Below are 13,119 nucleotides of genomic sequence, written 5' to 3'. Positions count from 1 at the left end.
CCTATTTACACACCGCGCGCACTCCCGGCGCATGTGTGGCGTCGCATGGCGGTGGTCACCCCCATCAGCGGATGACGCCTCCCAGCTTATTGAGCAGGTTAGCGGTCACCTGCGCGCTTTCGGCGCGAGTGGCGGTGCCTTCCGGCTCGAATCCGTCGGCCGTGCGCCCGTTCACGAGCCCCAGGCGCGAGGCGGCGTCGACGGCTTCCCGCACCCATGCGGGAGAAGCCTCCACGTCGGCGAAACGGACGGGCTCGCCTCTGGCTGCCTTTTTCCCGGCCGCAGCCTCGTATGCCCGTACGATCATCGCCGCCATTTCCTGGCGCTTGATGACCGCTTCCGGCGCAAATTCGGAGGCGCTGACGCCGTTTACGAGTCCGGCCTTGGAAGCTGCGGCAACGGCGCCCGCGTACCAATCCTGTCCGGACACGTCGGAGAAAGTCGGCGCTCCCTCCGCCTTCAAATTCAGCAGACGGACGAGCATGGCGGTGAACTCCGCCCGCGTCACTTTCCGCTCGGGAGCAAACGTGTTCTCGGTCATCCCCTCAATCAGGTGCCGGGCCGTCAGCTCCTTGATGACTCCGGCGGCCCAGTGATCTGCGGGCACATCGGCATAGGCTTTGCCGTATTCCAGCACGGCATACGTGCCCAAATGATTCACATCGGCCGAAAGCTTGCCCAGGTGCCAAGTACCGCCGGCATATTGGAGGGCGCCGCTTCCGGCGATTTGATAAATGCCGGCAAGCCTTGCGTCCACGCCCGCGCCGACCGGAAGCTCAATCGTGACCGGCTTCGCAAACTTCGTCAGCTCGCTCGTTTTGCCGTCCTTCGTCGTGACGGTCAGACGGAGCTCCAGCAGGTCGCTTCCCGCCGCAAGCCGCGCCCCGGATGCGGACGATGCGCTGCCGAGCAGCCTGCGGGCGTCTTCGCCGGCGATCCGTGCCGCGCTCAGCTTCAGCGTGCTGCCTTCCCGCTCGGAGGCCGGCACCAGCTCGCCCAGCTCGCGCAGGACGGCTGCGGGAAGCGTCACCGCCACGTTGCCCGCTTGGACGCGGACGGCGGTGTCGCCCAGGAGCGCGCCGGCATTCCCCGGCAGCGCCAGCTCTTCAAACGGCGCGGACGCTACGAACGTGACCGCGCCTGCGGCTTTCATCGCCGCCAGCTCTGCGGCGGTGGCGGCAAGCTTGCCGGCGGAGCCGGGCTGCGGCTTCACAGGCGGCTCTACCGGCGGTACGGGCGGAGTTCCGCCTCCGTTATCGCCGCCGGAGCCTCCTCCGCTGCCGCCATCGCTGCCTCCGCTGCCGGAAGCCTTCACCGTCAACTCGTACTGCGCGGTGAATCCGCCGTAAACGGCGGACAGGACGGTCGTTCCTTCCGTCAAGGCCTTCACCGCTCCGCGCGGGTCGATCTGCGCCACGGACGGCCGGGTGCTGCTGTATGTCACGCCGTCCAGCAGGTCGAACCGGCTGTTATCCGTGTAAACCGCGCGGGTAACCGTCTGATCGGTTTCCCCGACTTTAAGCGAACCCTTGCCGGACAGCTCGATGGAAGCAAGCTGACCCGACGGCAGCCGGTCCACCGTCACGGTCGTCTCTCCGTACACATCGGGCGCCGTGACGCTCGTCGCCCGGATCACCGCGGTACCGAGACCCGCCGCCTGGACCACTCCATCGACCGACACGGTTACGGCGCCTGCCGGGGTCGAGCTGTACACGGACCATGTCACGCTCTGGTCCGTCGCGTTAGCCGGTTTGACGGCGGCGGTCAGTTTCACGCTTTCTCCTACGGCCAGCTTGAGATTCTGCTGTTCAATTTCAACGGATGCCGGAGGAACCAGCTTCTTATATAAGCTGAATTCGTCCACGACCCGGCCGCCGACCGTTTTCGTCACAAATTTCAACTCGTCGCCGGTAATGTCGATGGAAGCGTACATTTGCGTCTGCTCCTCGTCGATCACCCGCTGCCAGTCCCGTTTGGTGACCGGATAAAATTTCGGACCGCTGGAACCGGCAACCACATAGGTCGTTCCTTGTCCGTCCGCCACGATCTGGTTATTTTTCATCGGGTACGTTCTCAAATAAATGTGATCGTGCCCGTTCAGCACGAGATCCACCTTGTTCTCCTCAAGTACAGGAGCCCACAAACTCCGGAGTTCGGCGGTATCGTAGATACTTCCGTACGGACCCCGGTGGAAAATGGCGACCTTCCACTTCTTATTCGTTTTGGCCAGATCCTTCTTCAGCCATTCTTTCTGCTCTTCATACTGATATTCGCTGTTCAGCACCACAAAGTGAACGTCCTTATAGTCATAGGAAAAGCTGCTGCCCTTCAAGCTGTCCAGTCCGGTGCCCGGCTGGTTGAAATGCGCCAGGAAGTCGCTGTTTTCTCTCGTTCCCATGACTTCATGGTTGCCGATCGTTCCCACGAGCGTCGTGTTCAAAAACGCATCCTGGGCCGCACCGAACCACATGTTCCATTCTTTTTCGTTAAAGCCTTTGTCGACCATATCCCCGGCATGAACCATGAATTCCGCGTCCGGGTTGTCGGCGACCGCTTTTTTCACCGTGTTGCCCCACAAATTAAATCCTGCCTGATCCCCAGCCTGGGAATCCGCAAAATACAGAAATTTCGTATGGTCTCCCGCAAGTTCCGCCGTCTTGAACGTACCCTGCTTGCTCGTATGGCCTTTACCGTCTCCTACGCGGTACACGTAAGAGGTTCCCGGCTCCAGGCCGTCCGCGACCGCTTTATGAATGCGGATCGTCCCGATATCCAGCGTGCTGTACAAGCTGCTGTCTCCCGTAATCCGTTTCACGCCGCCGGCTTGAAAATCCGTAAATTCCGACTGCTTGACGAGTTCGACCACAGTCGGTTCGGTTCCGGGATTCGTATGCCAGATAAACGCGCGCGATGCGGCCGGGTCCGGACCCATGTTCACACCAATGTTATAAGGCGTCTCGCTCCCTCCGAGGGGGGATACCGCAAAGACGGAAACCGCGCTGTAGGCGTTCCCTTTCGCCGCCTGCAGTTTATAGCTTCTGACGGCGGCCGTCAGCGCCTGCGTACGGAGCTTGCCCTGAGCGTCCGTCGTTCCGATGGAGGAACCGTCCGCGAGCACCGTGGCCCCTTCGACAGCGGCACCCTGCTCGTCTTTCACGACAAGCTCGGTTTCGTATCCCTGCACGTGACCGTAGTCGTTCCATTCCAGCTTCAACTGGTTGCGGATCTCCGAAGAGAGCGGCAGGCCGAAGAAGGAGAAGCTCGTATCCCCCGTATTCGCAAACGAAACCGAGCCGGACTTAAAGGCGATAAGATTCGTGCCGGCCGCATCCTTGCGGATATCGTACTGAATTTGGCCGATGATATCCTGATCCGTCAGGGAAGCCGTCTGAAGCTCTTTCATCTTCAGACTTACAAGGCCCGCTGCGCCGTCAATGTCCGCTGTCAGCTGTATATCGCTGAGCTTCGGACCGCGGACAAGCCGGATGTTTTCGACTTTACCGGGATCGAAAGCGAAGTCGATGCGGCCGTTTTTGATGCTTGCGGCTTTGATGCCTTTAACATCGAGGGAGTACGTCCCGCCCGCATACACATCTTTGGGCGTGTCGTACACAATTTTGGCCGAGCCCGTGTCGACGTTGAACGTCCATTCTTTGGTCGTCTGGTTGCCCGACAGGTCACGGACCGAAACCTTCGCCTGATGGATTCCGTCCGCCAAAGGCGTACCCGGCGTGTAGTAGATCCGGCCTTCCGGCGGATACAGCGTATGCTGGACCAAGGCCCCGTCGAGATAGAACCGGATTTTGTCCGGATCGATCAGAGTCGTGCCGGGATGCTTGGCGGGATCGTAGCCGTAGTCCTCCCCGTACACTTTGATCGTCGGCAGGTTCGATTTAATCGTCTCGCCTTCGGCCGGCGAGAAATTTTTCAGAACAGGCGGGTCCATATCGTCTTGCGCTGGTCCGTAAAGCGCCCGGATCTGGTCGACGTAGATCGCTCCGGCGTCTTTCTTGGCCGACGAGGTCTCCATATAGCGGACCGGCATATCCATCGTCAGCGGGAGGGTTCTTCCTTTGGGCACGACGGCCTCCAGGTACTTCCACCCTTTGAAATCGACCCCTACCGTCTGGTCGACAAAATCAAGCGCCACGGCACCTTTTCCGTCGCGCATTTGCGCACGAAGCCAGTGCTTGTTCCCGTCCCCGTATACCCACATGCTGATTTTCTCGGGGTAGCCCGGAATCTGGATGGGCTGGGCGCCGCTTTTTACTTGCAGATAAGCACCCGAGGTTCCCGGCATCCCGGTAAAATCGTAGGCCAGCTTCAGCGAGTTTTTGCCGAAACGCACGAATTCTTCATCCGTTTCGATGCTCACGCCGGTGCTCTTGAACTGGGCGCCCGCACTCGGATTGTAGCGGTCCAGCCCGTTCTCGAAGTCTTCCAGAATAACCGGAGGAACACCGACACGCACATCCAGAGATGTCTCTACGTTCTTGTATTTGGCATAAATCTTTCCGGTTTTCTCGGTTTCGGCCGTGGCGGTAAAAATCCCGGCGGCGTCAATCGAGCCGATCGGCCCCTCGGTGCGCCACTGAATCCGGCTGTTGTCCGCTTGAACGACCTGCCCGTCACGCAAAGCCGTTATTTTCAGCGTTTCCGAGCTGCCGGACGTGAAGGTTCTGACGGCATCGGCAAATTTAAGTTCGGTCAAATCTTCCACGACTTCCACCTTCCCGGTTCCCGTCAACCCGCCCGAGGAAGCCGTGATGACAGCTTCGCCCGCCTTGGAGCCGGCAGTAAACGTGCCGTCCGGGGCAAATGTCCCGACCGCCGGATCGATGCTCCACTGCGGAGTCCCGTTAAAAGGCGCGGGATGCAGATTGGCGTCTACGGCAGCCGCTTTGAACGCAGCGGACGAGCCGGTCAGCACACGCTCCGTTTGCGGCTGAACGACCAGTTTGTCCGCAGCGCCTTCCGGCGCTTTGTTGACGAGCAGGAGACCGTTTGCGGTTTTGCGTTCCCCGCCGTCGGACGGCGTGTTCAGTATTTTCCGCGTTTTCTCGCCGGGCATCCGCGCCACGAAGGTAGAAGATCCGCCCCCGTCGAGGTTCAGCGCATTGACCGCGCCGAGGTCTTTCATCAGTCGGCCCAGCTCCGTCAAGTCCACGCCTTCGCTGAAGCCCGGCTGACGGCCGTCGATTTCCAGCAGGATGACGGAACCGTCCGCTTTCGTCCCGATGGCCGTTCTCGGATGCGCCGCCGGATCGCTGTGCGGCTGGGCGGCCCCGTCCTTGACGAGCAGCCCCGAGCCGCCGATGGCCACCCGGACGTCTTTCCATTCGCCTTCCAGCGTAAAGCTGGCGGTGACGTCATCCCCGGGTTTCAGTTGGGCCAGCGTATCCCGGAACTTGCCCGAGGCCGACAGAACCGCCTGATTTTGGGCTAGCGGGGTATTTCCCTTGTTTTTATGTACTTCGGATACTTTCATCAGAAGTGTCTGGCCGCTCTGCACGGCTCCGCCCGTCACATCGAGCACCACCTCGTCCCCAAGGTCGTTGGTCATCGTTGAAGTATGAAACTCGGGTGTGTAAAGAACGAGCGACTCCGTTCCCCGCAGCCGGTTGATGTCCGTAAGGGGACTGCTCTGCCCGCCGAACGCAAGGGTCCGAGTCAGCTTAGGGCTCGGCCCGTAAAGACTTGTCCCGTCGGTTTTTATGCCGAAGGCGTACCAGTCCGCCGGGGGACTCGCAAGGATTTCGCCTTCTCCCATAAACAGCCCGGTCGGAATTCCCGTGGACATATCGTAAAAATCTCCGTTAACGGCCGCAATGACCCGGTTGCCCGTCCGGTCCGCATCCGCAGCCATTTGGCTGACGCCCTGCATCCCGTACACCTTGCCCCCGGTTTTGCCCGCCTGCAGCTCCAAAGCCGCGTTTTTGGGATCGAACTCTACAAAATGGAGCTTTTCCGGCCCCCGGTCCAGCTTCATATTCATCCATTGGTACGTGGCGCCGGGCCCTATTTCCACCACCCGTTTGTCCACGATTTGCCCTGCCGACGCTGTCGTGCCGGGCACTGCCGCTAATCCCTGTCCTGCCGGCAGCAGGAGGGAACACAGCATCATTCCGCTGAGAAAAGATGCCAGTCTCCGTCTGTTTTTCGCCATTATCGTCACATACCTCCCAAGCTGGTTCAAAGTTTGTCGTCATTTCCGCATTCCGGCTGTTGAGCAGTGGGCCATGCCAGGAAAGTATACGGTTGTCTTGTAAACTCCACCCCCTATCTTTATAAAGATTTTATGAACCGGGAGCACTTTCATTCATGATTTAGAAATACCCCCACCTTTTCTATTATCAGGGAAAGAAAGCGCTTTTTGAAGTATTATTTTATTATTTAATTTAAATATGGCAAAAAGTTTTGCTGATTTTCTCTTTTTGAAACTAGAAAAAGACATCGGAACCGTCCCGAGAGACAAAGTTCCGATGTCTTTTAATTTTGGAAAAGATTTTGGCGATTCCGGCCGCTTAAGCGGGCCCGCCCACAAGCTCCAGTCTGACGCCGCCGGGATGACAGCCCTCTTCGTCATAGAAAAGGACCTCGTTGCGCTTCTTCAGCAGGCTGACCGGAATCTTGTAGGATTCCTGGGGACCGATCTGCCAGTAACGGCCCAGGCAAAATCCGTTCACCCACAAAATCCCTTTGCTGAGCCCGTCGAGCGTGATTTTCAGCTTGGCTCCGTCCGGCTCGCCCGCTTGCTCCGCATGGACGCTGTCCGTACGCTTCAAGCTGTCATCGCCGCTATGTTCCGGCCAGTCGAAAGCAGCTTTAAACCAGCGGGGAAGTCTGTCCCGGTCCGGGACCGCCTCCTGTGACGGCGCTGCCGCCGCATTTGGCCCAGGCTCCGGTTCCAGTGCCGACCAGTTCGCCGCACCGAGCGGATCGGCCGCGCCCGCCGTAACCCAGCCGGAAATACGGGAAGCCGAAGCATACAGGTAAAGCTTCATTTTCGGAATATGGCTGATTCCTTCGGCGTCGAATTCCAGTTCGTTGCAGCCTTCTCTGAGCAGCTCGCCGATGTCCGCCACCCCGTACGGGGCTTCGCCTCGGTTCCACGCCGTCTCGTTCCAGAGCTGAGGAACGACCTTCCGCCCGTTTACGCGCAGCCTGGATAAACCGTACCCGACGATGACGCCGCTGTCGTACTCTTTGCCGGTATGCAGCGTCCGGTACAGGCCGATCCGGCCTTCGATTTCCGGCAGCGCCCGCAAGGAATGGACGCGCCCGGCGCCGTCAACCTGCCAGCCCTCCGTCAAATCGGCGCTTGCTCCGCCCAGGCTCGGCATCGCGCTCAGCCCCTTCGGCTCGGCAAGCGTCTGGGTGAAATTGTAGCGGCCCATATTCTGCACGAGAATCCGCAGGCGGTTGGCTCCCTGCCGAAGCGGGATATCGAGCGCCGCCGCTCCGATTTCCATTGTTTGCCCGGCGTACCGGCCGTTTACGTAGACCCGTGCCGAGTCCTCGATGCGCGGAAGCGTGAGCGTGCGAAGCGCTTCCTCTGCGGAATGAACCTCGGCCTCGTAAGCCAAGTACCCGCTGAACCGGCCGAAAGACGTGAAATCGAGCGGACCTTCGGCTTCACGGGCAAATTCCTTCTCGGCATCCGGTTCCTCATCGGCCTGCCGCCAGTCCGTCAGAACCGGGGCCGTTCCCCGGACCTCCGGAATAGAAGCCGCTTCCGCTTCGACGGCCGCACGGTCCGTCACGATGATGCGGGCGAGTTCCTCGCCGGCGTGTCTCACCGTGATCGTCTGCGGACGTTTCCCGTGGAACAGCGTGAAGACGAGGCGGCCTTCTTCGTCCGTGCGAACGCGCTGCGGCAGCGGACAGTCCGCTTCCAGGCCGGTGAGTCCGGCCGCGGAGAGAACCAGCGCGGACTGCTGGCCCGCCTCGTGGTACACGGCGCCTCTGCCGCGGTCGAAGCCCGTCGTGAAGCCGGTCATCGCCTCCAGGGTGACCGGCTGGCCGGCCCCGGTCCGGCCGATTTCCACGCCGCATACGACCGGCAGGATAGCTCCCGCTTCCACCGTGTAAGGGAGCGGGGATATCGGCTTCGCGGCTTGGCCGGAAGCGGTGGCTGCGTGGTCGTGTCGACCGGCCGCCTGCACTGCCCCGGCTTGCATGGAATCGTTGTCTCCTGGAAGAGGACATCCGATTCCGAACTTCCGCAGATCCAGCTGCCCGCTGAGCCGCTCCGTATCGTCGTTATGAATAAACAGAATCGTGCCCTGCGGGCCGGATTTCTTTTTGGCGGACGAGTGTTTGCCCAGTGGGATAAAGGCCGTGCTGCCGGTCGTTTCCGTCAGAAGCGGCTCCATCCAGCGCACGAAATCATGGACAAGCTTCAGCGCTTTGTATTTGGCCGTCGGTCTCAAATATTCGTCGAGCGCAGCGTCGTAATCGTAGGAGGTCGTCATAAACGTATGCTCCCCGATCGTTCTGCCACCCCAATGCCCGAAATTCGTGCCGCCGAAAAACATATAATAGTTAATCGCCGTAAACCCCTCGCGAATCAACTCGTACGTCTTGCGTTCCACCTGGGAGGCTGTTTTCTGATTGGCCCGCGGTCCGCCCCACTGCTCGAACCAGCCGATCCAGAACTCCAGGACGCCTTTGGGTTGGTCGGCGAAACGCTCTTCCAGCGTGCGGGCATGCTCCTCGGCATGAGACCAGAAATTGCGGAACTCGACCGCTCCGTCAACAGCGCCGTAGCAGGTAACCAGGGGAACGTCGATCCCCCGCTCTATCAGCCCGTCCCGCAAATATTCCATATACGCTTTATCCGGCTTGCCGAGCGCCTGGAATTCGTTTTCAACCTGAACCATAATAACGGTGCCCGAATTCGAAAGAAGACGGGGCAGAACGACCGGCACGAGACGGTCCCAGTAGAGATCCACGTAATGCAGGAATTCCCGGTGGAATTTCCGGTACTGCATATCCGGCTTCCGCTCCAGCCAGTAGGGCAGCCCGCCCATATCCCATTCGGCGCAAATATACGGTCCCGGCCGCACGATCACGTACAGGCTGCGCTCGGCGCAGAGGTCCAGGAACGCTCCCAGATCTTTGTCTCCGCTGAAATCCCACTGCCCTTCCTCTTCTTCGTGCCAGTTCCAAGGAACGTAGGTTTCGATGCAGTTGCATCCGGCCTCCTTGGACTTGTCCAGCACCTCCGCCCATTCCGCTCTCGGCAGACGGAAATAATGGACGGCGGCGGATAAAATAAATACCCGTCTGCCGTCGATGATCCAGCTGTTGCGGTCGTATTGTACACGGGTCATGCGCATGTAACCTCCTTATGCGAAAATGTCTCCTTCCAGGAGACATTTTCAATTCGTTATTAAGATTTTTTCATCTATATTCAATGTTAAAGGAAAAATATTCCTTCCGTTTTTTACGCTATCTTACGTTGATTGTTTCGATGCCTTCCGGCGTTTTTTTAATGAGCACAACTTCGCCGAAAATTTGAACGCCCTCCACGACGTAAGACATAATGCTCGTCGATGGCGTCTGGTGGCAGACCACCACAATATGCTGCTCCCCCGTACTCGTCCAAGTCAGGCGGCAGGCTTCTGCGACAGAGTCGGGCACTTTGGCTCCGTTGTAGGTGAAGACGTCCGCCTGCTCTACGACCGGAACCTCCGTCTTTCCGGGACGGACCGGGTAAAGCACCTGCATCATGGAAGCCGGGCCCGTCGAGCCGCAGGAGAAGGTTACGGCCGGAGCGGGCGTCATCTCGTTATACCGGTAGGACACGTAGGCGTCCTCCGTCCGAACGAGCAGCGGGCCGCGTCCGGCTGCGCCGATGCCCGCGGGAACCGCCCCCTCGCCGGGAGTGGGCACGGTGAGGAAGGCCGGGCCGCCCTCATCCGTTTCCGCCCGCGGCGATGTGCCGGCGGCCGCATGTGGCTGTGCGCCTTCCCCGCCGACGTCTGTGCCCGCCTGTACCGGAGCTCCGGCCGTCGTTTGGCCGGCCGTTATCCCCGCTTGATCGCTGCAACCGTTGCCTTGCTCGTCTGCCGTCTCACCTGCAGAAGCTCCGGCGCTGTCTCCGCCGGTCCCCGACCCTGTTTCCGTCAGCAGAGGCGTCCGCGTAACCGGCAGCAAGTGCAGGCCCGCCGCTCCGTCCTCCGTCGTAAAGCTGACTCCCCGCTCTTCGACGCGCACCTGGCCGGGCGCAAAGTGGAACCGCTGCTCGAAGCGGTGCGCGTCCCCGCAGCGGAAGCTGTCGGCCAGCAGCCAGTAGTCCGGCTTGACGAAGATGAGGCGGCGCTTGGGGATAACGGGGTCGGCCAGATGAAGATAGCCGTCGTGGCTGCCTTCCGCATAGTCGGCCGCAGGTCCCGATGACCACCGGGTTCCCAGCGGAGCCGCAATACGGCCGTAGTCCCATGTGTCGAGGTACTCCGTAAATTCTTTGCCGTCCACGAGGGTCGTGTTGTGGGCGGCTCCCAGCTTGAAATACCGGCGGAACTCATCTCCGCCGTAATACGTGTAGCGGCCGGGGTCCATCAGCAAATCCCGGCCGTATGCGCAGAGATCCACATGCAGCATATCCGCATGGCCGTGACCGCCGCCCATCGGCCCGCAGTTCATGCTGGCGAACCGGGCGTCCGGCTCCCAATCCGAGCGCATGACATACTGCCCGGCTTCCTCGAACGCGCGGGATGCCGCTTCCGGCCGTACCGGCGTCAGGCGCTCGTAAGCTTCCGCCTTATGCAGACCGTAGAGCCACAAATTCGCCAGATCCACGCGGGCGTGGCCGGCGTATTTCAGCTCCGCATCCCCGAACTGGATCGCGCCCGCGGTCAAAGCGTCGCGCATATCGTTGTCGTCGCTGTCGCCTTTCATCAGCTGTCTGCCGCCCGGCTTCACGGAATACAGATTCGCCTTCGCCATGCGCCTCACGGCCGAGATCCACTCGGGATACAATCCGATGCCGTTATTTTCAGCGAGATGCAGCACATGCATATATTGGAAAAAAACTTCATTATGGTAGAGCGGAGACTGCTCCCAATGGAAGCCGTCCCGGCCGATCTGAAGTGCGGCCGTCTGCCGCAGCCGGTCGGCGCTTACTTCCAGCCAGAACGCGGCATTTCGGAACTCGGGCATAAATACGCCGAGCGCGAAGAGGCCCGCGTTTTCGAGCACGCCCCAGTTGCTGAGACGCCTCCAGGGATCGAAAGCCGCGGCAATATACTCGCCGTGTTCATGCAGCGATTCCAGCATCCGGCCGAACAGCTCCGCCGTGAACCCCGGATAGTCCCGGAAGCACTCGTACGCCCGGATCCAGTTGATGCAGCGGAGCCCCGCCTCGATTGTCCGCCACGCCAGAGTGGCGGACGCTTCCGCCGGACCGGCGGGCACGGGATTGCGGCGCAGCCAGTCGTCCAGCTGCACGCAGAACGCTTCCGCGTACTTGCCGTCGCCCGTGACCAGGTACGCCTGTCCCAGATCGACCCAGTACGCATGCCGGTTCAACATGTAAGCCCACTCCACATCGCCTGCAGGCACGTGCTGCCAGTCGATGTCCTCCGCGAAGGTGACCGGAACGCAGGTCGGCTCCATGTCCCATTCCCCACGGAAGAGGAACGTTTTCGCGGCAACGCGTTCGGCGGAGGCCATCACTTCCCGCATGTCTTCCCCGTAATGATTACGGACATGACTCACAAGCCGCTCCCGTTCTTCTTGGCGGATAAACAGCACCGGAGAGGTGCGTGTTTCGTAATGCTTTTTCAGCGTATCATAAGCTTCGTTCCCTCTCTCTCCGTCCGGCTTCAAGAGCGCGGCGGCAGCGGCGGCAAGCTCCGGCTGTCCGGCATTCGGCCCTTCCCATATCCGGCCGCTCTTCATCCTAAGGTCCGCTCCTTGCGGTCATACCAGTAGCCGGGAATGTTCCGTTCCATACGCATCAAGGCTTCCAGATAATAGTAGTCGCCCCACACCATATAGTCATCGAGGCCGAGATTTCCCCGTACATGATAGGACCCGTGCTTAAGCAGCCCTTCCGCTTCGGGTTCGCCGGCCGTCGAATAGTTTTTCACGAGAGAAGCAAGCGAACGTTCCAGCAGATCCGCGAACTCGGCCCGGTCCGGGTCATCCGGCTCCAGAAGTCCGATCAGCTCATGCAAACCCGCGGCAACGATTGCCGAAGCCGAGCTGTCCCGCGGCGTCTCCGGCGTTACTTCCGCATAGAAATCCCAATACGCCACGGAGTCCTCCGGCAGCTGGGACGCGAAGTAGCGCGCCATCCGCTTGGACGTTTCCAGGTACGCCGCATTGCCGGTATACCGGTACGACAGGGCAAAACCGTACACGCCCCAAGCCTGGCCGCGGCTCCATGTGGAACCGTTCGTAAAGCCCTGATGAGTCGCGCCTCCGATCGGCTCCCCCGTAACCGGCTCGAAAAAGAACGTATGGTACGAGCTGTCGTCCCCGCGCACGAGGAACCGTCTGCTTTTATCCGCCTGAATAACGGCGGTTTTGCGGTATTTTTCGTCCCCCGTATGCTCGTAAGCCCAATAAAGCAGCGGCAGGTTAAGCAGACAATCGATAATGATGCGGCCGCCCTCCGTTTCGTCACCCATGGGGCCCCAAGCCTGAATAAACCGCCCCTTGTCGTTCCAGCGTTCGAGCAGTTTGTCGGCCGCCTCCAGCGTCAAATTTTTGGCGTCCTCGTCCCCGAGTACGATCCACTCCGCTTTGGAGGAAAGCGAGTACAGAAATCCGATATCGTGATGGGCCAGCACCTTGTTCTCTTCCATCCGTTTTTTCATGCCGCTTACGGTGCTCCGCGCCGCTTCCAGAAACACTTCGTCCTTTGTATATTCGTAACAGAGCCAGAGCATGCCCGGCCAGAATCCGCATGTCCATTCGTCGTTATCCCGGAGTTCGTAACTGCCGCCGTCGCTCACGTGCGGGAACTTGTCGCCGAACTTCCCGATATTCCGGCGCGTTTTAAGCACCGCATCTTCAATTGCCGCCTTCCACATGGCCATTCCCCTTTCCCGTCTGAAAACCTGTCCTTTAACAATCTGAGTGTGATGCGTCCATTGTAACGGGAGC

At 60.1% G+C, this 13,119-nt stretch carries 4 protein-coding genes; all 4 read right to left on the bottom strand.

What is annotated here, in order from left to right:
* Window positions 1-64 precede the first annotated feature (64 nt).
* Window positions 65-6,166, bottom strand: a complete 6,102-nt coding sequence (locus tag ABH899_RS20850) for a phosphodiester glycosidase family protein (RefSeq protein WP_370000135.1) — start codon at window positions 6,164-6,166, stop codon at window positions 65-67.
* A gap of 358 nt (window positions 6,167-6,524) precedes the next feature.
* Window positions 6,525-9,335, bottom strand: a complete 2,811-nt coding sequence (locus ABH899_RS20845) for a beta-galactosidase (protein WP_370000133.1) — start codon at window positions 9,333-9,335, stop codon at window positions 6,525-6,527.
* Window positions 9,336-9,453: 118 nt separating this feature from the next.
* Window positions 9,454-11,907, bottom strand: coding sequence for an alginate lyase family protein (locus ABH899_RS20840; RefSeq protein ID WP_370000130.1), 2,454 nt, complete (start codon window positions 11,905-11,907; stop codon window positions 9,454-9,456).
* A complete protein-coding gene (locus ABH899_RS20835) occupies window positions 11,904-13,046 on the bottom strand; it encodes a glycoside hydrolase family 88 protein (protein WP_370000128.1) in 1,143 nt (380 codons plus the stop codon). Before ABH899_RS20835 ends, ABH899_RS20840 begins: the two co-directional genes overlap by 4 nt.
* Window positions 13,047-13,119: the final 73 nt, after the last annotated feature.

Origin of the sequence: Paenibacillus sp. RC84, assembly GCF_041260495.1 — a bacterium.
In the GTDB taxonomy this organism is placed as follows: domain Bacteria; phylum Bacillota; class Bacilli; order Paenibacillales; family NBRC-103111; genus Paenibacillus_F.
The sequence above is the reverse complement of the archived record's forward strand: the minus strand, read 5'-3'. Positions and strand labels throughout refer to the sequence as shown.

Bases quoted from the DNA above. Each gene is read 5' to 3' on its own strand.
- ABH899_RS20850 (WP_370000135.1), bottom strand. From the start codon at position 6,166: ATGGCGAAAAACAGACGGAGACTGGCATCTTTTCTCAGCGGAATGATG.
- ABH899_RS20845 (WP_370000133.1), bottom strand. From the start codon at position 9,335: ATGACCCGTGTACAATACGACCGCAACAGCTGGATCATCGACGGCAGA.
- ABH899_RS20840 (WP_370000130.1), bottom strand. From the start codon at position 11,907: ATGAAGAGCGGCCGGATATGGGAAGGGCCGAATGCCGGACAGCCGGAG.
- ABH899_RS20835 (WP_370000128.1), bottom strand. From the start codon at position 13,046: ATGTGGAAGGCGGCAATTGAAGATGCGGTGCTTAAAACGCGCCGGAAT.